Here is a 23,857-nt window from a genome sequence, read left to right as displayed (position 1 = left end):
GTTGTGCGACCGCCGGACATCGCACAGGAGGCGCGGCTCGGCTCGTTCTCCACAGTTCGGGTCGCTGCGGGGTCGCGTCCCCCACTCCGCCGGAAGACTCGGGCGATGCCCAGCGCCAAAGACCTCCCGCCGCAGCTCGACCGGTCGGGTTTCCGCGTCCGGACCGCGCTCGAAGCGGGCGTCGAACCAGGACGGCTCCGGCGGCGCGACCTCGTCCGGCCGGTCCACGGCGTCCGGGCGGAGAGCGCATCGATCCCGCTGGTCGCGGCGATCGCGCTCGTGATGCGCGCAGACCAGTACTGCAGCCACTCGACCGCCGCGGCGCTATGGGGCGCTCCACTTCCTCGTGGGCATGACTCGGTCGTCCACGTCACGACGATCGGATGCGGCCCGCTGATGCGACGTCCCCAGGTCATCGCACATCGGCGTCGAGCGCGAGCTGACGTGGTCGAGCGGTCGGGGGTCCGGGTCAGCAGCCCCGAGCAGGCGTGGCGGGAGTGTGCTGGCCTGTTGTCCCTCCGGCAGCTCGTGGCGGTCGGCGATCACCTCGTGGGTCGGAGCGGACTCGCTTCGCTCGACGACCTCGCCTCGACCGTGCTCCCGGGTGGTCGAACAGTCGTCGCTGCACGCGCTGCGCTCGAGCTCGTGCGGGTCGGTGCGGAGTCGGCGATGGAGACGTGGCTCCGACTGGCCGTGGTCGATGCCGGCTTCCCCGAGCCCGAGTTGCAGGTCGACGTGACCGACTCGTCCGGTCGGTTCCTTGGCCGTGTGGACATGGCGTGGCCCGAACTCCGTATCGCGCTCGAGTACGACGGCGACCACCACCGGGAGCGCTCGACGTTCGAACACGATCAGCGTCGCGACAACGGGATGACGGTGAACGGGTGGCTCGTCCTCCACGCCAACCGAGCGGATGCAGGGCGGCCGGCGGTGCTCTTCGAGCGCTTGCGGCAGGCGTTCGCCGCGCTCGACGGACGTCATGACGGTCCGCGGACTCGGCGTCGGTCTCGGCGTCGGTCTCGTCGTTGGCGTCGGCCGAGCGCCTGGGCGAGCGCGTGGGTCGAGGTCGCACGACCCGCCGTCAACGGTGCGCCGAGGTCGCACGAAGTGCCGCGCGAGCGCTACCGACGCGGCAGTTCGTGCGACCTCGGGCACCCGGGCGGGCGGGCCGGGGGGGGGGGGGGGGGGGGCGGCGGCGTCAGGCCGACGGGGCCGGGGGCGGGGGGTCAGGCCGACGCGGCCGAGGCGGGCGGGGCGGGCGGGGTGTAGTCGCGGGGGAGCAGGGGGAGCCAGACCCGGAAGGTGGCCCCGCCGCCCTCGGTGTCGAACACCTCGACCGAGCCGTGGTGTGCCGCCACGATGCCCGACACGATGGCAAGCCCGAGGCCCGAGCCGCCGGTGTCCCGCGCGCGCGAGGTGTCGGCGCGCCAGAACCGCTGGAAGATCTTGTCGCGCAGCTGCGGCGGGATGCCCTCGCCGTGGTCGATCACGTCGAGGTGGGCCATGCCACGCTCGTCGTCCACCCCGATGCCGATCTCGATCGGGTCGTCGTGCTCGGTGAACCGCATGGCGTTGCCCATCAGGTTCGTCACGATCTGACGGATCTTGTTCTCTTCCGCCAGGACGATCGGCGGCCGCTTCGGCAGCACGACCGTGGGCAGCGGGGTCGTCTCGTCGGTGGGTGCGATCGCGCCGTCAACGCCCATCGCCCGGGTCCGGCGGGCCCGCAGGCGCGCGATCGTCTGCCGTGAGAACGCGATCGGGCCGGTGGTGTTCGCGGAGGTCGGGGACACCGGGGGCGAGTCGACGCTCCCCGATGCCGGGCGGACCGCCTGCGCGACGCTCTCGCCGGTCACCGAGTCCTCGACCAGGACCTGGATCTCGCGGTCGGGGTTCGAGGCCATCGTGTCGAGCGCGGAGTCGCGGGCGATCGCGACGAGGTCGACCGGGCCGAGCTCGAGCGGCTTCGACTCGTCGATGCGGGCGAGCTGCAGGAGGTCCTGCACGAGGAGACCCATGCGCTGGGCTTCCTTCTCGATGCGCTCCATGGCCTGCGCGACGTCCTCTTCCTTGCGGAGGGCACCCATCCGGTAGAGCTCGGCGTACCCGCGGAGCGACACGAGCGGGGTCCGGAGTTCGTGCGAGGCGTCGCCGACGAACCGGCGCATCTGGTCGATCGTGCGTTCGCGGTCCTCGAACGCGGAGTCGATGCGCTCGAGCATGGCGTTCAGGGAGCGGTTGAGGCGACCGACCTCGGTGTTCGGGGTGTCGGCTTCGAGGCGCTGGTTGAAGTCACCGGCGGCGAACCGGGCAGCGGTGTCCTCGACGTCGCGCAACGGGTCGAAGGTGGCGGTCACGAGCAGCCGGGTGAGCATGGCGCCGAGCAGGATCACCGAGATGCCGAAGCCGAGGAAGATGACGGTGAACCGGGCGATGGTCTGGTCGGTGTCCGCGCTCGACACCGCCACGAGGACGTAGCCCGTCTCGGTGGTGCCGTTGGACTGGTCCTGCAGCGATGCGGGGATGACCTGCGCGCGCCACTCGTGGTCGTGCTGGCTGTCGTACAGCGAGAACCGCATGCCGGTCTGGGCGGCGGCGGCGAAGTCGAGCTGGCGGATGTCCGGGCGGCTGGACGCCTTCGTCTGGCAGATCCGGTCGCTGTCGGAGTTGTACGCGGCCACGTACGCGCTCTGCGAGAGGACGACGGACAGCTTGCAGTACTGCTCGCCGTCGCTGATGTTCTGGCCCTCGAGCTGCTCGGTGGTGTTCTTCACACTCGTGTCGAGCTGCGACATCAGGTACGTCGACAGCACCGTCATCGTGCCGAGCCCGGCGACGAGCAGGCCGAGCGCGACCAGGAGCACCGTGATCCCGGTGATCTTGGTGCGCAGGGAGATCCCGTCCCACCAGTGGCTCATTCGCGTGTGCATGCTGCCCCAACGATAGACAGCGGCCGCCCGGTGAAACCGGACGACCGCCGTGAACACGAGCCCGCACGGGCCCGTGCGGACCTACGACGCCTTCGACGCCTTGAGCATGTAGCCGAAGCCGCGCTTGGTCTGGATGATCGGCTCGGCCGAGTACTGGTCGAGCTTGCGGCGCAGGTAGGAGATGTACGACTCCACGATGCCGGCGTCGCCGTTGAAGTCGTACTCCCAGACGTGGTCGAGGATCTGCGCCTTGGACAGCACCCGGTTCGGGTTGAGCATGAGGTAGCGGAGCAGCTTGAACTCGGTCGGGGAGAGCTCGATCTGCGCGTCGCCGATCGTCACCTCGTGCGTGTCCTGGTCCATCGTGAGCTCGCCGGCGCGGATGATCGCGTCTTCCTCGTCGTTCATGGTGCGACGGAGGATGGCCTTGATGCGGGCGACGATCTCGTCGAGCGAGAACGGCTTCGTGACGTAGTCGTCGCCGCCGACGGTGAGCCCGGTGATCTTGTCCTCGGTGTCGTCCTTCGCGGTGAGGAAGAGGATCGGCGAGGTGTACCCGGAGGAGCGGAGGCGCTTGGTGACGCCGAACCCGTTCATGTCGGGCAGCATGACGTCGAGGATGATGAGGTCCGGCTCTTCCTCGAGCACGGCGGAGATCGCCTGTGCACCGTTGCCCACCGCACGCACGGCGAAGCCGGCGAAGCGCAACGAGGTCGTCAGGAGGTCGCGGATGTTCGGTTCGTCGTCGACGATCAGGATCTTGGGGCCATCGCTCATGGGCCTATCATCTGACCGTTCCCTAGTGGTTTCCTGAGAGCGTTTGGTGCGTCAGCCCACGGCAGCCTGGACCTGGTCGGCGTCCAGGATCGTGTAGGAGTACCCCTGCTCCGCGAGGAACCGCTGCCGGTTCTGCGCGAAGTCCTGGTCGACGGTGTCCCGCGTCACGAGCGTGTAGAAGGACGCCGGGAGGCCGTCCTTGTTCGGGCGCAGGAGTCGACCGAGCCGCTGGGCTTCTTCCTGTCGGGAGCCGAAGGACCCGGACACCTGGATCGCCACGGTGGCGTCGGGCAGGTCGACCGAGAAGTTCGCGACCTTGGAGACGACGAGGACGTCGATCGCACCGTCGCGGAACGCCTGGTACAGCCGCTCGCGTTCGTCGACGGGCGTGGACCCGGTGATCTCGGCGGCGTCCAGCGACTCGGCGAGCGCATCGAGCTGGTCGATGTACTGACCGATCACGAGGATCTGCTCGCCGCGGTGCTTCTCGATGAGTTCGCGCACGACCGGGGTCTTCGCCGGGGACGTCGCCGCGAGTCGGTACCGCTCGTCGTCGCTCGACGCGGCGTACTCGAGGCGGTCCTGGTGCGGTAGGTCGATGCGCACCTCGAAGCAGGCGGCGGGGGAGATGTACCCCTGCGCCTCGATCTCCTTCCACGGGGCGTCGTACCGCTTCGGGCCGATGAGCGAGAACACGTCGCCTTCCCGCCCGTCTTCGCGCACGAGGGTCGCCGTGAGGCCCAGGCGACGCCGGGCCTGCAGGTCCGCGGTCAGCTTGAAGACCGGCGCCGGCAGCAGGTGGACCTCGTCGTACACGATCAGTCCCCAGTCGAGGGCGTCGAGCAGCGACAGGTGGGTGTACTCGCCCTTCCGCCGGGCCGTGAGGATCTGGTAGGTCGCGATCGTGACCGGACGGATCTCCTTCACGCTGCCGGAGTACTCGCCGATCTCGTCCTCGGTCAGGGTCGTCCGGCGGAGGAGTTCGGACCGCCACTGACGGGCCGACACGGTGTTCGTCACGAGGATGAGCGTGGTCGCCTTGACGGTCGCCATCGCTCCGGCGCCGACGAGGGTCTTGCCGGCACCACAGGGCAGCACGACGACGCCGGAGCCCTGCGCGAAGAAGGTGTCGACCGCCTGTTCCTGGTACGGACGCAGGTTCCAGTCGGCCGTCTCGAGGTCGATCGGGTGGGGCTGCCCTGGTGTGTACCCGGCGAGGTCTTCGGCGGGCCAGCCGAGCTTGACGAGTTCCTGCTTGATCTGCCCGCGCGCCCACGGCAGCAGCTCGACCTCTTCCGAGGAGCGCATGTCGCCGAGCAGTGGCTTGATCCGCTTCGACCGGATGACCTCGGCCAGGACCGACGCCTCGGACGCGGTGAGGAGCAGGACGGGCTGGCGCTCGAGTTCCTCGGTCGGGGAGTTCGCGATCACGGGGGCGTCCGGGCGCTCTTCGCGCCGGATCACGAGCCGTCCGTACCGCGCCACCGTGTCGCGGATGTCCACCGTCACGCTCTGCGGCACGGGGAACTTCGCGAAGTGCTCCAGCGTGTGGATCATGCTCTCGGCGTCGTGCCCGGCCGCGCGCGCGTTCCACAGCCCCAGCCGGGTGATGCGGTACGTGTGCACGTGTTCGGGCGCGCGTTCGAGCTCCGCGAACACCGCGAGGTCGTGCCGCGCGTCCTCGGCATCAGGGTGTGCCACCTCGAGCAGCACGGTGCGGTCGCTCTGCACGATCAGCGGTCCGTTCATGACGGATCAGCCTAGGCGTCCCAGCTGCACGGCGGCGCGGATCGGACGCCCTGTGGATCAGGCGTCGCTCTCCACAGCCACGACCAGGGAGAGCGGCAACGTCCGTTCGACGTCCGCCGCGGTGTCCCGACCACGGACGCGCCCGGCCGCGACGGACGTCGGCACGATCGAGAACGGTCGCTCGGAGCCGTCCGGCATCCGGACCGTGATCCGGATCGGGGTGCGCCCGCGGACGGCGAGGTCGATCTGTCGCCCGAGCCACTCCTGCTCCGGCTCGGCGTCGCCGCGCTCCGTCGTGACGCGGAGCCGCTCCACGAGGGCGTGCGCTGCCTGTTCCGGCGTGCGTCCGCCACCGCGTCGTCGGACTGGAGGCGCGGATCCCGTCGACGGGCGGGCTGCGGTGGTCAGGACGGCCGGGTAGCGCTGGTCCTCCAGCGCCGTGTGCACGACGTGCGGTGGGTAGCGGGTCAGCAGGGTCGTCAGGTCGCTGCGCTCCCAGGCGAGCTGTCGGAGTTCCGCGTCGACGCCGATGAGGTCGAGCTGGTCCGGGGTCCCGTGCACCCGGGAGCCGACGCCCCCGCCGCCGAGGTCCACCACGATGCTGCCGTCGCGCGACGACACCTGGTCGACCAGGTAGGCGAGCGGCTGCGGGACGCCCGTCGCGGACAGCCGTTCGAGCAGCGCGAGCACCTGCTCCCGTGTCTGCCCGGCGCGGAACGCCCGGCGGAGGGAGTCCTCGGAGATGCGGTAGCGCGCGGCGAGCCCCGGGGCCTCGAGCACGGCGACCCCGCGGAGCGCGGCGTCGTCGGTCGGGGCCAGCGGACCGGGCGCGATCACCGTGAGGTCGTGCTGCAGGTAGACGCCGTCGACGGTAGCCGGCAGGTCGTCCGCTGCGCGCGACCGGTCGCCGTCGAGCAGCGCTCTGCCGGTGCTCGTGACCACGCCGTCGACCGTCACCCCGAGGGCGGTGGCGGTGCCGGCGACGTCGAGCAGGACGGCGTCGAGCCACCGGGCGCCGGCCGGGTACGCCCACCGCCCGGCGGCGACGAGGTCGCGGAAGTCGTCCCCGACGGCGTCGAGGACGTCCCGCACGGCGTCGTCGAGGGAGTCCCGCCACGCCGACACCAGCGTCGACCAGCGGTCCGGCCAGCTCGCGACGAGCCAGGCGTCGCCCGCGGGCGTCGTCGTCCAGGTGCCGGCGTCGGGATCCGCGAAGCCGATCCGTTCGAGGAGCGCCAGGCGGCCCGGCACGACCTCGGCGTCGGCGCCGGCGCGCTCGCCGAGGGTCTTCGCGAGCGGGGCGCCGATCCCGCCCTTGACGAGTTCGCGCACCGCGCCGCCGTCGACCGCACGGAGCAGCTCGGCGAGCACCGTCATCGTCGCGAACGCGTGCTCGGAGCCCACCGTCCGGGCGGCCGCGTCGTCCCCCGACGACGGGGCCGGCCCTGCGGGGCGGGGCTGCGCCGCGCCTCCCGACAGTCCCGCGATGTCCGGGTGGGCGGCCAGACGGGCCGCGACCGCGTCGTCCACGCCGCCGTCGGCGTCGGCCAGGCCGAGCGCGACCGCCGGTGCGAGCGCCTGGCCGTCGCCGGTGCCGTCCCGCAACGCGAGGAGCGTCCGTCGGGGCAGGTGCTCGACGGCGGCGTCCACGGCGTCGTCCGTGCGCAGCGCTTCCGCCAGGTCGAAGAAGTCGGAGACCCGCTGCGGACCGGCCTCGGCCAGGACCGCGGCCGGGAGTCGGCGCGCCACGACGAGCCGTTCGAGGGCGTCGTCGGGCATGGCCCGGAGCCGGGCGGCCAGGTCTGCGGTGGTCGTCATCGTCCGCCGCTCGTCGTCGGGCCCGGTCCTCAGCGCGCCGTCCGGTTGGCTCTGGCCCTGCGGGTCCAGGTGATGCCGAGCAGGGTGAAGACGAGGACCATGCCGATCGGGAAGCCGATGAGCGGGATCGCCATGATGACGGGCCACGGCATCGAACCCTGGGCGCTCGGGACGGTCAGCCACATGACGATCATCGCGGCCATGCAGAGGAACGCGGCGATGAAGATCCCGCCGACCATGAACGCGAGTGCGCGTTCGGTACGATTGAACGTCACCGGGGGTTCCGCGGAGTCCTGCGGGTTCCCGGTCGATCGGGTCGGCTTGGCCATCGACCCAGGATATCCGACGCACCACGGCCGATCCACGACCACGAGGAGACCGACGAATGCCCACCGGCAAGGTCAAGTTCTACGACGACCAGAAGGGGTTCGGGTTCATCACCGGCGACGACGGCGAACCCGTCTTCCTGCACGCGTCCTCGCTGCCCGACGGCGTCACGTCGGTCAAGGCCGGTTCCCGGCTCGAGTACGGCGTCGTGCAGGGCAAGAAGGGCTCGCAGGCGCTGTCCGTGAAGCTCCTCGACCCGCAGCCGTCCCTCGCCAAGATGTCGCGGCGATCGGCGGACGACATGGCGGTGATCGTCGAGGACCTCGTGAAGGAGCTCGACCGGATCAGCGGGGACTTCCGGCACGGCCGGTACCCGAAGAACGGCACCCGTATCGCCGCGATCCTGCGGCACGTCGCTGACCAGTTGGACGCGTGATGACCGACACTTCCCCCACTCCCTCCGGCGACCTCACCGCCCTCGCACGAGAGGCGCTGCTCGAGGTGACGCCGGAGTCGACCGTCGGGGCCGCAGCCGGCACCGTCGACGAGGGCGACGGTGTCGTCTCCGTGCTCTTCGCCAACCGGATGCCCGGCTACCCCGGCTGGCGCTGGACGGTCTCGATCGCCCAGGTCGCCGGCGACGAGCCGACCGTGCTCGAGGTCGAGCTGATGCCCGGTGACGGGTCCTTGGTCGCGCCGGAGTGGGTGCCGTGGTCGGAGCGACTGGCGGAGTACCGGGCCGGGCAGGACGCCGAGGGCGAGGGCGAGGGCGAGGGCGAGGGCGACGGGGACTCCGACGAGTCCGACGACGAGTTCGACGGGGACGAGGACGAGGACGAGTCCGACGACGACTCCGACGAGGACGACCCGGACGAGGACGCCGACTACGACGACGCGGACGACGACGAGTCCGACGACGAAGACGACGAGGACGACTTCGACACCGACGAGGACGACCTCGACGAGACGGACGACGACATCGACGGCGTGGACGTCGACGCGCTCGACGAAGCCGCAGCCTCGGCCGAGGACCAAACCGACGACGACGACGAGGACGAGGACGAGGACGAGACTCCGGCCCCGTCCCGCGGTGCCCGCCGCCGCTCGCGCCGGGTCCGCCCGGTCGACCCCGACGACGACCTCGACACCGACCGGCTCGACCCGGGCGAGCTCGACCCGGAGCACCACCGGGCCTGACGCTCGGCACCACGAAACGGACACAGCACCACGGGATCCCGCGGTGCTGTGTCCGTTTCGTGGTTCGTCCGGGTGGCGCCGGGGCTAGCGCAGCGCGTTCACCGTGAAGTCGATGGCCTGCACGAGCTTCGCGACGTCGTCCGGGTCGATCGCCGTGAAGGTGGCGATGCGCAGCTGGTTGCGGCCGAGCTTCCGGTACGGCTCCGTGTCGACGATGCCGTTCTGGCGCAGGGCCGCGGCGACGGCCTTCGCGTCGATCGAGTCGTCGAGGTCGATCGTGGCGACGACCTGCGAGCGCGCGGCGGGGTCCGTCACGAACGGCGTCGCGTAGTCGACCGAACCCGCCCAGTCGTAGAGCGTCGACGACGAGGTCTTCGTCCGGGTGTCGGCCCAGGCGAGGCCGCCGGACTGGTTGATCCACTGCACTTGGTCGTCCAGCAGGATGAGGGTGGCGAGCGCCGGCGTGTTCAGGGTCTGGTTCAGGCGGGAGTTGTCGACGGCGTTCTTGAGCGACAGGAACTCCGGGATGTACCGACCCGACGCGGCGATCCGCTCCACGCGCTCGATCGCGGCGGGGGAGAACAGTGCGAGCCAGAGGCCGCCGTCCGACGCGAAGTTCTTCTGCGGCGCGAAGTAGTAGACGTCGGTGGCGCTGACGTCGAACGCGGCACCGCCGGCCGCGCTCGTCGCGTCGACCACCGTGAGGGCGCCGGGGTCTCCGGCCGCGCGGACGACCGGCGCCATGACGCCCGTCGAGGTCTCGTTGTGCGGGAAGGCGTAGACGTCCACGCCCGCCACGGGCTCCAGCGCGGCGAGGGAGCCGCCCGGCGCCTCGATCACGTGCGGCGCCTCGAGCCAGGGGGCGGCGACGGCCTTCGCGAACTTCGACCCGAACTCGCCGAAGGACAGGTTCTCCGCACGATGCTCGACGAGGCCGAACGCGGCGGCGTCCCAGAACGCGGTCGAGCCGCCGTTGCCGAGGACGACCTCGTAGCCGTCGGGGAGGTCGAACAGGTCGGCGAGGCCCTGTCGGACGCTGCCGACGAGGTCCTTCACGGGCTTCTGCCGGTGGGACGTGCCGAGGATCGTCGCTCCGCGCGTCACGAGGGACTCGAGCTGCGCTCCGCGGATCTTGGACGGTCCGCAGCCGAAACGGCCGTCGGTGGGGAGGAGCTCTGCCGGGATGACGATGTCTGCCATGCACCGATCCTAACGAGCGGTATCCCAACGCTCGTGACCGTGCACCGGCCGGACGGGGCGGACGTGCACCGCGCCTCCAGACCGTGTGTGCCACGGACTTTCTTGCACCCCGCAAGTGTTGGTCATTCCATGTCGCCTCGAACAAGTAGGGTGGGGCGCGCTTGGCCAAGACATGAGAGGCGGACCGTGACCGATCTCGTCGACACCACGGAGATGTACCTTCGCACGATCCTCGACCTCGAGGAAGAAGCGATCGTGCCGCTGCGCGCCCGCATCTCGGAGCGCCTCGGCCACTCGGGTCCCACGGTCTCGCAGACCATCGCCCGCATGGAGCGCGACGGCCTCGTCGTCGTCTCGGGCGACCGTCACCTCGAGCTCACCGGGGAAGGACGGTCCCGCGCCACCCATGTGATGCGCAAGCACCGCCTCGCCGAGCGGCTGCTCTCCGACGTCATCGGTCTCGACTGGGCGTTCGTGCACGACGAAGCCTGCCGCTGGGAGCACGTGATGAGCGAGCAGGTCGAGGTCCGCCTGCTCGAGATGCTCGGCAACCCGACCGAGTCGCCGTACGGCAACCCGATCCCCGGCCTCGCCGAGATCGGCGGACCGGCGGCGCCGGGGTTCCTCGACGGCGTGCAGAACATCGTGGCGGCGACCGAGGGCACCGACGCCGTCGCCACGGGTGTCATCCGTCGCCTGGGCGAGCCCGTGCAGTTCGAGCCGGAGCTCCTCCACCAGCTGCGGTCGGCCGGCGTCATGCCCGGCCGGGTCGCGAGCGTCCAGCGCGCCGGGGCGTACGTCGCCGTCCGCGTCGAGGGCGAAGATGCGGGGATCGAGCTGCCGACGGAGGTCGCGCAGCACGTCTACATCGAGCGCTCCTGACCCTCTGATCAGGGCTTCTTTACCGTTCTGTTACCAACGGGCGTTTTCATCTCGACAAGGTAACGGTCGCCACGTACACTCGACGAGTCCGCAGGCCACCCACGAGGCCCAGGACCCGTGACAGGACGTCTCGAACCCGTCTCCTGTCTCGATCGGAAACGATGACGAACGGATGGGGTTCCACGGCTCGCGCTCACCCGGCGGGCGGTGGTGACGAGACGCCGGAGACACCACCCTTGACGCAGACCGGTTCCGCCGCGGACGACCAGACGACCGCGAACCCGACGAACACCGCGAACGCCACCGACGCCCCGCTCTCGCGACGAGCCGCTCGCCAGGTCGAGACCGGCGAGGCCCGCGCCACCCGCGCCGCGACCTCCCGCACCGCGAGCCCCCGCACCGCGACCGCCCGCCGCACCGTGACGCCCGTCCGCGACGCCCCGCTCCCCGGTGGCCGTCGGGCCGCTCAGGCCGCCCGCACCGCCGCCTCGACCAAGGCGAGCTCGGTGGCCCGCAAGCGCCGCTTCCTCGCCCCGATCGTGCTGACCGTCGCCGCTGGCATGTTCGGCACCGTCGCGGTCGCCCCGGCCTTCGCCGCCACGCAGCAGTCCACCGCGTCGGACGCCGCGAACGCGCAGCGCCAGATCCGCACCACCGAGGCCCAGAACTTCTCCGTCTCCGACGCCGTCGCGCTCGCCGGCACCAGCCGCGACGGGTACGGCGCCACCGCGCAGAGCACGCTCGACGCCGAAGCCGCACAGAAGGCCGCCGCGAAGCAGGCCGCCGCGAACGCCGCAGCGACCCAGGCCGCCCGCGCGCAGACCGCGTCGCAGTACGCCTCGTACACCGGGCCGAGCGCCTCGGACTACGTCGCCTCGGCGACTGCCGCGAACACGCCGTTCTCGCTGCCGGCCGTGGTCGCCACCGCCAAGCAGTACATCGGCACCCCGTACGTCTTCGGTGGCGCGGACCCGTCGGGCTTCGACTGCTCGGGCTACGTCATGTTCGTCTACGCCCAGTACGGCATCAACCTCGCGCACTCCGTGCCGCTCCAGGACCAGGCGGGGACCACCATCCCCGAGTCCGAGGCGCAGCCGGGCGACGTCGTCATCTTCAACAGCGAGGCGCACGACGGCTTCTACATGGGCAACGGCATGATCATGGACGCGCCGAAGCCCGGTGGCTCCGTGTCGATCCGCCCGATCTGGACCAGCGACTACCACATCGTCCGCTTCGGCATCTGACCAGCCAGACCCGACGTCGACGCGTCGATCCCGTGAACATCGCCGGAACCGGCCCGCGCACCCTCGTGCCGGGCCGGTTTCTGACGTAGCCTGACCCTGCACCGGACCGAACGGCCCGAGCAGGGAGACCCCATGTCAGCGTTCCGCACGACCCGCACCATGGGTCGGCGCGCGCACGTCGACATATGGTCGACCACCGCCTGCGTGCACGAGCACGCCCCTGCATGACGAGAGCACTGCCCATCCGGGTGGTGCTCTTCGTGGTTCAGGGGCCGTTCGCGCGAGCGGAGGTCACCTGCACGGCGCCCCGGTCCGACGCACCCGCACAGCCTGGAAGCCGTCCAGGCACGTCGGAAGGGAACCCATGCGCACTCTCGTCCTCAACGCCGGTTACGAGCCCCTCGCGGTGATCTCGGACCGACGGGCCCTCGTGCTGGTCATGAACCAGAAGGCCGCCATCATCGCAGCCGACCTCGACCACCCGGTGACGGGCTCGACGTCGACCTACGACCGTCCGTCCGTGATCATCCTCACCCGGTACGTGCGGATCCCGCACTCCCGGCTCGTGCCGGTGTCCCGGCGCGGGGTCCTCCGCCGGGACGCCAACCGGTGCGCGTACTGCGACCGGCACGCGACGACCATCGACCACGTGCAGCCGCGCTCGCGCGGGGGCGAGGACTCGTGGGAGAACCTCGTCGCCTGCTGCCTGGCGTGCAACAACACGAAGGGCGACCGCACCCCGCAGGAGATGGGGTGGCGGCTCCGGTTCCGGCCGAAGGCGCCGCACGGGTCGTCCTGGGTGGTGCGGGGGATCGAGCGGCCGCAGTCGGAGTGGGACGAGTACCTCGTGGCCGCGTGACGACGCGGCTCACGTGACCACCTCACGGACGGGAGGCGCGGTGCCGGCTGGCACCGCGCCTCCCGTCCGCTCTGTGCCGGCTCCCAGCCGGTCTGGTGCTGAGAGCCCCTTCCCCGTCGGCGCGTACCCTCCGAGTCACCGTTCTTCCGGTCCGGACACCAGCCGGCATCAGGGAAGCCAGCGTCCGGGGCGGCGATCGGGAGAGGTGCTCGCATGAGCGCGACCCACACCACCGAACCACCGACCGTCGCACCAGTGCGCGGCCGCCCCGACCTCCGTTCGAGCCCGGACGACTTCGTGGCCACGACGCAGCCGGTCCGCGTCGCCGCCGCAGCCGACACCCCGGAGGCGGCCCTGCGCGTGCTGCCCACCACCCTCGGCGGGACGGACTGGCGGACCCGTCCACTGTCCGGGGCGTACGCGTTCCGGTTCCTCGTGCTCGGCGACGACCGGGTCCGGCTCGGACGGTCGCAGCTGCGCGGGTACGTCCGTGGCACCCTCGCGCCGAGTGACGACTACGTGGTGTCGACCGCGCGGCACGGCGACGTCATCGCGGACCTCCGGACGAGCACCGCCCGGATGGAGCACGGCAGCCCGACGCTGTGGTCCACCGACCGGAGCGTCGTCCTCGAGGCCTTCGACCACGACATCGCGCTCGTGCACCTCGACCGGTCGTTCGTCCGGTCCGTCGCCGGGGCACGGTCGGAACTGCCGGACGGCGAGCTCCGGATCAACCCGTACGCGCCGCCGACCGCCGCGGCCCTCGACGCGTGGCGCGCGGCCGTCGACGCGGCGCCGCACGTGCTCGAGGCGTGCGGGATCGCCTCCGCGGAGTGGGACGACGCGGTGCACGCGATCGCGGACGCGTTCCTCGAGCTCCTGCCACCGGACACCGGACCCGTGCCGGGCGCCCTGCTCACCAAACGGAGTGCGCGGATGCGTCAGGCCTTCGACTACGTGCACGCCCACCTGCACGACCCGATCACGCTGTCGGAGCTCACCCGGGCGTCCGGGCTCAGCCCGCGGGGCGTCCAGGAGGGGTTCCAGCGCGTGTTCGGCATGTCGCCGATGACCTACCACCGCTTCCTCCGGCTCGAACAGGCGCGCGAGGAACTCCTGCGCAGCACCCCGGAGACGACCACGGTCGCCGAGGTCGCCAGGCGGTGGGGCTTCGCGCACCTCGGCCGGTTCTCGGCCGAGTACGCCCGGCAGTTCGGCGACTACCCGAAGAGCACCCTGCGTCGGTGACGCGGGAGACCGGCGCGGATCCGGCGGTCTGGAGGCGCGGGTCGGGCCCGTCTGGAGGCGCGGGTCGGGGCCGCACCGCGCCTGGCGTCCGACTGTCGGTCGTGGCGCGTAGCGTGCCGCCATGACCGAGACGCCCGAGATCGACGACGCGACCATCGCGGACCTCCGCGCGCGACTGCGCGCGACGCGCTGGCCGGACGCTCCGGCCGGGACCGGCTGGTCGCTCGGCGTCGACGTCGACGAACTCCGGTCGCTCGTCGAGTACTGGGCCGACGGCTTCGACTTCGCAGCGCACCGCGCGGAGCTCGCCGCCCTGCCGTCGCGCCGGGTCGAGGTCGACGGCATCCGCGTGCACGTGCTGCACGCCCGTGCCGCCGAACCCGGCGCGCTGCCGGTCCTGCTCGCGCACGGCTGGCCGGACTCCGGGTGGCGGTACCGGAAGGTGCTGCCGATGCTCGTGGACGCCGGCTTCGACGTCATCGTGCCCGACATGCCCGGCTACGGGTTCTCCGACGCCCCACCGCGGCCGATCGACGCCCGGGCGGTCGCCGGACTCTGGGCGACGTTGATGACCGAGCTCGGGTACGAGCGGTTCGCGGTCTCCGGCGGCGACATCGGCACCCACGTGGTCCGCTACCTGGCGCTCGACCACCCGGACCGGGTCGTCGCCGTGCACCGCATCGACGGCGGACTCGCGTGGCCCGGGCTCGACCCGGCCACCCTGTCGGACGCCGAACGCGAGTTCGTCGCCGAGACCGACCGGTGGCGGACGGCCGAAGGCGCCTACGCGATGATGCACCGCACGAAGCCGCAAACCGTGGCGGTCGCGTTGAACGACTCCCCGGCCGGACTCGCGGCCTGGATCGTCGAGAAGCTCCGATCGTGGAGCGACTGCGACGGGGACCTCTGGTCGGTGTACACGCGGGACGAGGTCCTGGCGCTCCTCACCGAGTACTGGGCGACGGAGACGATCGGCTCGGCCATGCGGATGTACCACGCCAACGCTGCGGTCCCGGCGGAACAGATGGCGCGTCGGGTCGAGGTGCCGTCGGGGTTCTCGATCTTCCCGGGCGACCTCGTCCGGGCGCCGAAGGAGTGGCTCGAGCGGACCACGAACCTCGTGTACCACCACGAGCTCGACCGCGGGGGGCACTTCGCGGCGTTCGAGCAGCCGACGCTGTTCGTCGACGAGCTCCGCACCTTCCTGGAGCCGTTCCGCCGCTAGAGTGGTCGGGCCAGCCTCTGTAGCTCAATGGAAGAGCAGTTCCGTCCTAAGGAAACGGTTGGGGGTTCGAGTCCCTCCAGGGGCACACAGTTCCGGCACCGATCCCGATCCCGCACCGGTCCCGACCCCGTCGTGCGGGGGGCCGTTTGCGCGGATAGTGTCCTCGTCACCGGGGCCCGACCGTCCCCGCGAGGGATCAGGGGCCCGCCATGACCGCACGACGATGGACCACGGCCGGGATCGCGACCGCCGCAGCGCTGTTCTGCGCCGTGGCCGTGCCCGCCGCAGCGACCGCATCTCCGACGTACCCGACCGCGACGCTCGCGGCGCCCGGGCACGGCGCACTCACCGTGATGCTCACCGATCCTGAGAAGCAACCGCTCGCGATGGGCGGCGTGGTGGTCGACCTCCGCGCAGGTGACGGGGCGGTGGAGGACACGGCCACGAGCGACCAGCGTGGCCGTCTGACCTTCGACGACGTCCCCGCGGGGACGTGGTCGTTGCACGGCGAGCAGACCGGCGAGCACGGGTTCGACGACGTGCTGCCGTCCGACCGTGCCGGGGTCACGGTGACGGCCGGCGCGCACGACACCGTGGTGCTGGTGATGCGCAAGGGCGCGTCGATCGGGGGGACAGCCCACAACCCGTACGGTGCGGACCTGTCCGGTGCCGCCGTGGTCGTCCGCGGGTGGAACACCGGCACCGTCGAGCGCACCGTGACCGGTGCGGACGGTCACTACTGGGTGCACGGACTGCCGAGCGACGACTACAGCGTGCAGGTGAACGCGCACGACGAGTCGTTGCCGGCGTGGCCGTCGCTCAAGTCGGAGTCGTGGGGCTTCCACCGCGATCCGGGCTCGTCGGCCGAGCGGGCGTACGTCCGGGTCGCGCACCAGGTCGGTGGGCGAGCCGAGACGGTCGTCGACGGGGTCGACGGCAGCTCGACCGAGGGCGTCTTCCTCACCGGGATCGTCAACCCGCAGCTCGACACCGACTTCACGAACGCCAGGGTCCACGTGTACGGCGAGTCCATCGGCAGCACCTTCGACACGACGATGACGTACTGGAGCCCGGGGCGCGGCGGCCTGTTCGGCACGGTGCTCAGCCCGGGGCGCTACAAGGTCGAGGTCGTCGGGTGGTCGCCGAGCCAGCACCGGTGGATCTCGTACTGGTACGGCGGCGAGGGCAACCGACCCGTCGCGGACCGGGCGTCGTCGCACACGGTCGTCTTCCGCGACGAGAGCCGGTCGATCAACTTCTGGAGCACGCGCTGACCGGATCCCTCCCGTCGGTGCAGCGCGACCGAGTTCTCCACAACCGTCGCGCTGGACGGTAGTGCTGGCCCGACTCCCCGTACGATTGACCCCGTGTCCAAGGTCCTGAGCAGTCTCCCCGTCGGCGAACGAGTCGGCATCGCGTTCTCAGGGGGCCTCGACACCTCCTGCGCCGTTGCCTGGATGCGCGAGAAGGGAGCGGTGCCCTGCACGTACACGGCCGACATCGGCCAGTACGACGAGCCGGACATCGACGCCGTCCCGAGCCGCGCCCACGAGTACGGCGCCGAGATCGCCCGACTCGTCGACGCGAAGAGCGCCCTGGTGGAAGAAGGCCTCGTCGCGCTGCAGACCGGCGCCTTCCACATCCGCTCCGGCGGCAAGACGTACTTCAACACGACGCCCCTCGGCCGCGCGGTGACGGGCACGATGCTCGTCCGCGCCATGAAGGAAGACGGCGTCGACATCTGGGGCGACGGCTCGACCTACAAGGGCAACGACATCGAGCGGTTCTACCGCTACGGCCTGATGGCGAACCCGCGGCTGCGCGTCTACAAGCCGTGGCTCGACTCGGAGTTCGTCGCGGAGCTCGGCGGTCGCAAGGAGATGAGCGAGTGGCTCGTCGCCCGCGGCTTTCCCTACCGCGACTCCACCGAGAAGGCGTACTCGACGGACGCCAACATCTGGGGTGCCACGCACGAGGCGAAGAGCCTCGAAGAACTCTCGAGCGGCCTGGACATCGTCGAGCCGATCATGGGCGTGGCCGCCTGGCGTGACGACGTCGAAGTCGCCACCGAAGAAGTGAGCGTCCGCTTCGAAGCCGGCCGCCCGGTGGCGATCAACGGCGTCGAGTACGTCGACGCCGTCGCGCTCGTGTACGAGGCGAACGCGATCGGCGGTCGCCACGGCCTCGGTGCGTCCGACCAGATCGAGAACCGCATCATCGAGGCGAAGAGCCGCGGCATCTACGAAGCGCCGGGCATGGCACTGCTGCACATCGCGTACGAGCGCCTGCTCAACGCGATCCACAACGAGGACACCGTCGCGTCGTACCACAACGAGGGCCGGCGGCTCGGGCGACTCATGTACGAGGGGCGTTGGCTCGACCCGCAGTCCCTCATGCTCCGTGAGTCCCTGCAGCGCTGGGTCGCGTCGGCGGTCACCGGCGAGGTCACGCTGCGCCTCCGCCGCGGTGACGACTACACGATCCTCGACACCACGGGCCCGGCGCTGTCCTACCACCCGGACAAGCTGTCGATGGAGCGCGTCGGTGACGCCGCGTTCGGTCCGGACGACCGGATCGGCCAGCTCACCATGCGGAACCTCGACATCGCGGACTCGCGGTCGCGGCTCGAGCAGTACGCGGCGGCCGGGCTGATCGGCGGCGCGACGGGTGACCTCGTCGGCGAGCTCGAGTCGGGCGAGGCGGAGGAGATCCTCGGCGGGGCCGTGGTCACCTCCGACGCGGACGACGCCTTGGGACGCCGGACGGACCTGGCGTCCGAGGGTGCGGCGTTCGACTCCGGTACGGACTGACGAACGACGACTGACGACTGTCGACTGACAGGACGAAGGGCCTCGGCGATGCGCCGGGGCCCTTCGTCGTGCTTGCTGCGGGTGTTCGTTGCGCGTGCCGATGCGGAACGACGGCTCCGCTGTCGTGCGACATCGACGGTGTCGCTCCTGCGCGCGTGCAACTGTTGCGGACGCGCAGGAACGACAGACCCGCTGTCGTGCGACATCGACGGTGTCGCCCTCGCGCGTGTGCACCGGTCTCGAGCACGCGGTGCGACATCGCACGCGTCGATCGACACGCGTGACGTCGCACGATGCGCGTGCACCCGTTGCGTGTGCATCGTGCGACACGGCACGCGTCGATCGACCGGTGCTGTGTCGAACGTCGAGCGCCGACGCTCGGGCGCGCACACGCCGACGCCGCACACCGCCGCCGCGCCGCGCCGCGCCGCGCCGCGCCGCGCCGCGCCGCGCCGCGCGGCGCGCCAGCGCTCAGCGCGCCTCGGCCGTCTCGGGGCGCTTCTGCCGCCACGCCCGCGCCGGCTGGTCCGGGCCGTCCCAGACCTGGATCGCTCCCCACGCCGCAGCGAGCAGCGGCACGGAGATGATCGCCCCGGTGATACCGGCGAGCACGGTCCCGGCGGTCAGGCCGATGAGGATCACGAGCCCGTGCAGCTTCAACGTCTTGCCCATCAGGACCGGCTGCAGCAGGTTGCCCTCGAGCTGGTTGACGAGCACGACGACGCCGACGACGAACAGCGCCGCGACGGGGCCGTTCGCGACGAGGGCGACCAGCGCCGCGAGGATGCCCGCGGCCGTCGCACCGACGATCGGGATGAACGCCGTGATGAACACGACCACGGCCAGGGGGAGCGCCAACGGGACGCCGATGATCGCGAGACCGACTCCGATGCCGACCGCGTCCACCGCCGCCACGGTCGCCGTGCCGCGCACGTAGCCGCCGAGGGTGTGCACGACCCGGTCACCGACACGACGGGCGCGTCGGTAGCGCTCGCCGGAGAACGGACGGAGCAGGAACTCCCAGATCGCCGGGCCGTCCTTGAGGAAGAAGAACAGCACGACGACCATGAGCACGAGACCCGTGAGGAAGTTCGCGGTGGCCGAGGCGCCGGCGAGGGCTCCCGACCCGAACTGCGAGCTCGTCAGGAAGCCCTCGACGCTCTTCACGACGTCGTCGAACTGCGAGTCGGATATCGAGATCGGCAGCGTCGCAGCGAAGTCCTGCAGCTGTCCGAAGCCGCGAACCGCGGACTTCTGCAGGTCCGGCCACTGCGAGATCACGGCGACGACGATGAGCCAGCCGACGAGCGCGAGCACCACGAGCACGCCGATCAGGACGGCGAGCGTCGCGAGGACGGAGGGCACCCGGTGCCGGCGGAGCCACGAGACGACGGGGTGCATCGCCGACGCGATGATGAGCGCGAGGAGCACGGGGATCGTGACGACGCTGAGGGTGGCCGCCGCGTAGACGATGCCGATCACGATGACGAGGACGATGATCGCCTGCAGGCACCTCGTGGCGATGCCGCCGAACGAGTCCGACCACTTCTTCGACACCTCGGTAGGTGGTGCGTCGTGGTGGACGGGCGGGTGACTGCCGAACAGGGGCATGGGGCTCCTCGGGGTACGGGTGTGCCCGCCCACCGTACCGGCGGGCCGATGCGGTCGGCGCCGGTGCGTGTTCTGGACGCGACCGAGGCAGCGCGGAGGGGGAGCAGTAGCCTGACGTCACCGGGCCGACACAGGGTTCCGACGTCCAGATGCACCTCGCGGTCCGCGGGGTCTGGCACATCGGGACGGCCCGGTCGAATCCGGAGTGCGCACCACTCCGACGAAGGGCTGGTCGTCGTGACCGCCACCACCCGTCCGTGCACCTCGATCCGCGAGCTCTTCGAGAGCTCGACCCGCACCCCTGCACCGCCGCAGGCCGGCTCACTGCTGGAGCTGGTGCTCTCGTAGGCACCGCGCTCAGGCGGCGGCCTCCTCGAGCGCTGCGTCCGCCCGCTCCGGCGAACCCTCGGCGAGCCCCCGCGCGATCCGTCCGCGGGACCCGAGCCAGAGCACGAGGGCGGCGACGAACACCAGGACCTCGGTGACGGTGAGCGCCCAGATGATCCCGGCGAGCCCGAACCACAGGTTGCCGACGATGACGATGGGGATGAACAGCACGCCCTGCGCCATCGACAGCACCATCGCGGGCAGCACCATCCCGGTCGCCTGGAACAGCGAGGTGAGGAGCCCCGTGAAACCGTTGACGATCGTCGCGACGAGCTGTGCCGTGAGGATGGTCAGACCGATCGCGAGCACCGAGTGGTCGCCGGAGAAGATCGTGAAGACCGGCTCCCGGAAGACGAACACCGTGCCGGAGAACACCAGGACGATCGTCCCGACGGTGAACGCCGCACCGCGGAGCGCCGACCGGAGCCGTGCCGCGTCGCCCTTGCCGAACGCGTAGGCGAGCAGCGGGAGGACGCCGATCGTGACGCCCATCACGAGGAACTCCGGCACCTGGGCGATCCGGACGGCGACCCCCATCGCGGCGAGCGGGTCGTCCCCGTACCCGGCGGCGAGGTTGTTGAGCACGAGGGTGGTGACGATGAGGAACCCGGACTGCAGGAGTTCCCCGGCGCCGATGCCGAACACGCCCTTCAGGACGTCGGGGCGGAGCGTGAACCACTTCGGCGCGAAGCTGACGTTCTCGCTGTTCCGCTGGAGCCAGACGATCCAGTAGCCGATCGCGATCACGTTGCCGAGCCCGATTGCGAGCGCGGCACCCGCGACGCCCCAGTGCAGCACGAGGATGAAGAGCACGTCGAACACGAGGTTGCCGACGGTGGACAGGACGAGCCCGATCATCGCCTGGCGGGCGGCGCCTTCGGACCGGACGATCTGCTCGAGCGCGAACGACGCCGCGAGCACCGGCACGAACGCGAGCATGACGGCGACGTACGCGCTCGTGGCCGGGACCGCGGCCGCGTCCGCCCCGAGGACCGCGACGAGCGGCTGCAGGAACACGAGGCCCACCACGGCGAGGACGGCTCCCGTGACGACGGCGCCCCAGAGCGCGAAGGACGCGACGCGCTTGATGTCCCGGGCCTTCGCGGGGTCGTGCTCGGACGCACCGAGCATGCGGGACATCAGGGCGCTCCCGCCGACACCGAACACGCCGCCGACGGCCATGATGAGGCCGAGGAGCGGGGTGCCGAAGGTGATCGCGGCGAGGAGCGACGTGTCGTGCTGCGAGCCGATGAAGCCCGCGTTGATGACGTTGTACACAGCGCTGACGACCATCGCGGCGGCCATCGGCACGCAGAGGTGCACGAGGGCGCGGCCGATGGGGGCGGCGGAGAGGTACCAGCGGTTCTTCGCTGCGGCGGTGCCGAGCTCGGGCGGCTCGGTGGTGGCGGTGCTGCTCATGGTGGACTCCTTCGGGGCGCGACGGATCGCACGGCGGATCGCACGCCGGATCGCACGCCGGCGGGAGCCGGTGCGCGCGGGCGCGACTGATGACGCGATCGGCGGGTGCCGACGCGGTCGGGTGGGGCGCGCTCCAGGACCGGCCTGGAGGCACGTGGTGCGCTGGGCGGATCGGCCCTAGCGGGTGGGTTCCGGCAGTTCGGCCGTCACCTTCTGCAGGAGCGCCTGCAGCGTGGCACGCTCGTCCGCGTCGAGCGGGGCGAGCAGGACGTCGTCGAGGGCGAGCATCGCGTCCTCGAAGCCGGCGATGAGGGCGATCCCCTCGTCGGTGGCGAAGACGCGTTTCGTCCGGGCGTTCTCGGCGTCCGCCCGGCGTTCGACGAGCCCGCGGCGCTCGAGTCCCTGCAGGAGACTCGAGACGCTGGCCGCACTGGTCCGGGTGATGTCGGCGATGTCCCGCTGGATCGCCCCGGGGGTGCGCTGCAGGTAGCCGAGCACGAAGCTCTGCTCCTGGGTGAGTTCGCGTTCGCGGACCCATTCCTCGGCTGCCTTGCGCTGCGCCCACCCGATCCAGCGCATCTGCTGGAGGGGGGTGTCGAGTCGCGGTGCCTGCTGCGTCATGGTCAGAACACTAACCATTCGATCTCTAACTGTCAACCATCGAAGTGTTGCCCCCGAACGGGGGTATCGCCCTCCCGCGACCGATGGCTTGTAGATTGCACAGGAACGCGGTCTCACCAGCCGCGCATCGAGTGACCGGGTCCGTCCGACCAGCGGACCCGACGGGCCCTGCATCCGCGGGGGACGGATCAGCGGTGGGGCCTGCGCTCCGCCGGAGGAAGAGGCACCATGCCACGCACCGCACCACGCACGGCGCTCCGCGCGGACGCCTCCCGACGCACCTGACCCGCTCGGGCGTCGGCACCGACCGGCGCCCGACCCGCAGGGTCCGCGGCTCGTTCGGGTCGCCGCGGGCCCGCCGGTGCGGTGGTGGTTCGGGTCCCCACCGCACCGACTCCCTCCCGGCCCGCGAAGTGAGGACCACCGTGCACGACCACGACACCCACCCGCTCGACCGCCGCGTCGGGCCGCCGCACGTCGAGCGCTTCCGGCTCACGCGGGGCGAGGAGACGATCAGTGTCGTCTGCACGTGCGCGATCGGCGCCGACCACGACAACACCATCCGGCCGATCGGCACGGAACCCGTCCACTGAACCCTGTGCACCGCGGCGGAGCAGCGGGATACTGGGGTGGTGCGTGAACTCCAAGCCGCCATCGCAGCGGACCTCAACGTCCAGCCGACCATCGACCCCGAGCAGGAGGTCGCCCGTCGCGTCGGGTTCCTCCGTGACTACCTGCTCACCACCGGCGCCAAGGGCTTCCTCCTCGCGATCAGCGGCGGTCAGGACTCCACGCTCGCCGGTCGCCTGACCCAGCTCGCCGTCGAGTCCCTCCGGGCCGAGGGGCACGCCGCCGAGTTCACCACCGTCCGGATGCCCTACCGCGTCCAGGCGGACGAGGACGACGCGCAGCTCGCCCTGCAGTTCATCGGTGCCGACCCCGGCATCACGGTGAACATCGAGCACGGGGTCGACGGCGTCGTGCAGGACACCGCGGCCTCCGGCGTCGAGCTGAGCGACTTCGTCAAGGGCAACGTGAAGGCACGCATGCGGATGGTCGCGCAGTACGCCGTCGCCGGGCAGCGCGGTCTGCTCGTCGTCGGCACGGACCACGCGGCCGAGGCGGTGACGGGCTTCTTCACGAAGTACGGCGACGGCGGTGTCGACCTCACCCCGCTCACCGGCCTGTCGAAGAGCCAGGGGCGTCAGCTGCTCGAGCACCTCGGTGCGCCGGCGCGCCTGTACGAGAAGGCCCCGACCGCGGACCTCCTCGACGAGACGCCCGGTCAGACGGACGAGGCGAACCTCGGTCTGTCCTACGCCGAGATCGACGCCTACCTGCAGGGCCACGACGTGCCGGTCGAGGTCGCGGAGGCGATCGAGTCGCGCTACCGCGCGACGGAGCACAAGCGCCAGGTGCCGGCCACGCCGTTCGACGACTGGTGGCGTGCGGGCGCCTAGACGCTGACGCTGGTCCGTCCTGGAGGCGCGGTGCAGGTGATCCTGCACCGCGCCTCCCGTCTGTCCGCAGGTCTGTCCCCACGTCTGTCCGCG

At 71.2% G+C, this 23,857-nt stretch carries 21 protein-coding genes and 1 tRNA gene; 12 read left to right on the top strand and 10 right to left on the bottom strand.

Annotated elements, in window-relative coordinates:
• Positions 1-324: 324 nt before the first annotated feature.
• The 6 genes from FS825_RS04645 to FS825_RS04620 all read right to left on the bottom strand — a co-directional run bounded on the left by FS825_RS04645 (position 325) and on the right by FS825_RS04620 (position 7,603).
• On the bottom strand, positions 325-981 hold the full coding sequence (locus tag FS825_RS04645; RefSeq protein WP_144711331.1) for a hypothetical protein: 657 nt from the start codon (positions 979-981) through the stop codon (positions 325-327).
• A gap of 245 nt (positions 982-1,226) precedes the next feature.
• Positions 1,227-2,930 (bottom strand): sensor histidine kinase, encoded by a 1,704-nt coding sequence (locus FS825_RS04640; RefSeq protein ID WP_144711330.1) that lies wholly within the window; start codon positions 2,928-2,930, stop codon positions 1,227-1,229.
• Positions 2,931-3,011: 81 nt separating this feature from the next.
• On the bottom strand, positions 3,012-3,707 hold the full coding sequence (locus tag FS825_RS04635) for a response regulator transcription factor (protein WP_017888045.1): 696 nt from the start codon (positions 3,705-3,707) through the stop codon (positions 3,012-3,014).
• Positions 3,708-3,758: 51 nt separating this feature from the next.
• A complete protein-coding gene (locus FS825_RS04630) occupies positions 3,759-5,456 on the bottom strand; it encodes a DNA repair helicase XPB (protein ID WP_144711329.1) in 1,698 nt (565 codons plus the stop codon).
• Between the two features lie 57 nt (positions 5,457-5,513).
• Positions 5,514-7,274, bottom strand: a complete 1,761-nt coding sequence (locus tag FS825_RS04625; protein ID WP_144711328.1) for a helicase-associated domain-containing protein — start codon at positions 7,272-7,274, stop codon at positions 5,514-5,516.
• A gap of 29 nt (positions 7,275-7,303) precedes the next feature.
• Complete coding sequence (locus FS825_RS04620; RefSeq protein ID WP_144711327.1) at positions 7,304-7,603, bottom strand: hypothetical protein; 300 nt, start codon at positions 7,601-7,603, stop codon at positions 7,304-7,306.
• Positions 7,604-7,659: 56 nt separating this feature from the next.
• Between FS825_RS04620 and FS825_RS04615 the strand changes: the two genes are divergently transcribed.
• Together FS825_RS04615 and FS825_RS04610 are read left to right on the top strand one after the other, a co-directional pair.
• Positions 7,660-8,037 (top strand): cold-shock protein, encoded by a 378-nt coding sequence (locus tag FS825_RS04615; RefSeq protein WP_144711326.1) that lies wholly within the window; start codon positions 7,660-7,662, stop codon positions 8,035-8,037.
• Positions 8,037-8,798 carry a DUF3027 domain-containing protein gene (locus tag FS825_RS04610; RefSeq protein ID WP_144711325.1) on the top strand — a complete coding sequence of 254 codons (762 nt, stop codon included), beginning with the start codon at positions 8,037-8,039 and terminating at the stop codon, positions 8,796-8,798. The genes FS825_RS04615 and FS825_RS04610 overlap by 1 nt, the downstream gene beginning before the upstream one ends.
• Before the next feature lie 84 nt (positions 8,799-8,882).
• Here the strand turns inward: FS825_RS04610 and serC are convergent, their stop codons facing one another.
• On the bottom strand, positions 8,883-9,998 hold the full coding sequence (serC, locus tag FS825_RS04605; RefSeq protein WP_144711324.1) for a phosphoserine transaminase: 1,116 nt from the start codon (positions 9,996-9,998) through the stop codon (positions 8,883-8,885).
• Positions 9,999-10,184: 186 nt separating this feature from the next.
• On the opposite strand from serC, the gene FS825_RS04600 reads away from it, so the two are divergent.
• The 8 genes from FS825_RS04600 (at position 10,185) to argG (ending at position 18,266) form a co-directional block, all read left to right on the top strand.
• The gene (locus tag FS825_RS04600) at positions 10,185-10,880 is read left to right on the top strand and encodes a metal-dependent transcriptional regulator (RefSeq protein WP_144711323.1); all 696 of its coding nucleotides are present in this window, start codon (positions 10,185-10,187) and stop codon (positions 10,878-10,880) included.
• A 236-nt stretch (positions 10,881-11,116) separates the two neighbouring features.
• The gene (locus FS825_RS19065; protein ID WP_144711322.1) at positions 11,117-12,124 is read left to right on the top strand and encodes a C40 family peptidase; all 1,008 of its coding nucleotides are present in this window, start codon (positions 11,117-11,119) and stop codon (positions 12,122-12,124) included.
• 364 nt (positions 12,125-12,488) lie between these two features.
• Positions 12,489-12,983: an HNH endonuclease gene (locus FS825_RS04590; protein ID WP_144711321.1), complete on the top strand. Its 495-nt coding sequence runs from the start codon at positions 12,489-12,491 to the stop codon at positions 12,981-12,983.
• Between the two features lie 213 nt (positions 12,984-13,196).
• Entirely contained in the window at positions 13,197-14,231 is a 1,035-nt protein-coding gene (locus FS825_RS04585; protein ID WP_144711320.1) for an AraC family transcriptional regulator, read from the top strand.
• 121 nt (positions 14,232-14,352) lie between these two features.
• Positions 14,353-15,456 carry an epoxide hydrolase family protein gene (locus FS825_RS04580; RefSeq protein ID WP_144711319.1) on the top strand — a complete coding sequence of 368 codons (1,104 nt, stop codon included), beginning with the start codon at positions 14,353-14,355 and terminating at the stop codon, positions 15,454-15,456.
• 13 nt (positions 15,457-15,469) lie between these two features.
• Positions 15,470-15,541, top strand: a tRNA-Arg gene (locus FS825_RS04575).
• Between the two features lie 124 nt (positions 15,542-15,665).
• A complete protein-coding gene (locus tag FS825_RS04570; RefSeq protein ID WP_144711318.1) occupies positions 15,666-16,730 on the top strand; it encodes a carboxypeptidase-like regulatory domain-containing protein in 1,065 nt (354 codons plus the stop codon).
• Between the two features lie 93 nt (positions 16,731-16,823).
• Positions 16,824-18,266 (top strand): argininosuccinate synthase, encoded by a 1,443-nt coding sequence (gene argG, locus FS825_RS04565; protein ID WP_144711317.1) that lies wholly within the window; start codon positions 16,824-16,826, stop codon positions 18,264-18,266.
• A 471-nt stretch (positions 18,267-18,737) separates the two neighbouring features.
• On the opposite strand, the gene FS825_RS04560 is transcribed toward argG, so the two are convergent.
• From FS825_RS04560 to FS825_RS04550, 3 genes are all read right to left on the bottom strand, one after another.
• On the bottom strand, positions 18,738-19,877 hold the full coding sequence (locus FS825_RS04560; RefSeq protein ID WP_144711316.1) for an AI-2E family transporter: 1,140 nt from the start codon (positions 19,875-19,877) through the stop codon (positions 18,738-18,740).
• A 357-nt stretch (positions 19,878-20,234) separates the two neighbouring features.
• Positions 20,235-21,683, bottom strand: coding sequence for an MATE family efflux transporter (locus FS825_RS04555; protein WP_144711315.1), 1,449 nt, complete (start codon positions 21,681-21,683; stop codon positions 20,235-20,237).
• A 177-nt stretch (positions 21,684-21,860) separates the two neighbouring features.
• The gene (locus FS825_RS04550) at positions 21,861-22,304 is read right to left on the bottom strand and encodes a MarR family winged helix-turn-helix transcriptional regulator (protein ID WP_222126888.1); all 444 of its coding nucleotides are present in this window, start codon (positions 22,302-22,304) and stop codon (positions 21,861-21,863) included.
• A gap of 425 nt (positions 22,305-22,729) precedes the next feature.
• On the opposite strand from FS825_RS04550, the gene FS825_RS04545 reads away from it, so the two are divergent.
• Both FS825_RS04545 and nadE read left to right on the top strand, forming a co-directional pair.
• Positions 22,730-22,897, top strand: coding sequence for an NADP-dependent isocitrate dehydrogenase (locus tag FS825_RS04545; RefSeq protein WP_144711314.1), 168 nt, complete (start codon positions 22,730-22,732; stop codon positions 22,895-22,897).
• Positions 22,898-22,936: 39 nt separating this feature from the next.
• The gene (nadE, locus tag FS825_RS04540) at positions 22,937-23,764 is read left to right on the top strand and encodes an ammonia-dependent NAD(+) synthetase (protein WP_144711313.1); all 828 of its coding nucleotides are present in this window, start codon (positions 22,937-22,939) and stop codon (positions 23,762-23,764) included.
• Positions 23,765-23,857 lie beyond the last annotated feature (93 nt).

Source organism: Curtobacterium pusillum (genome assembly GCF_007680845.1).
Taxonomy (GTDB): Bacteria; Actinomycetota; Actinomycetes; order Actinomycetales; family Microbacteriaceae; genus Curtobacterium; species Curtobacterium pusillum_B.
Note: the sequence above shows the minus strand (reverse complement) of the source record. Positions and strands in the feature narration are given on the sequence as shown.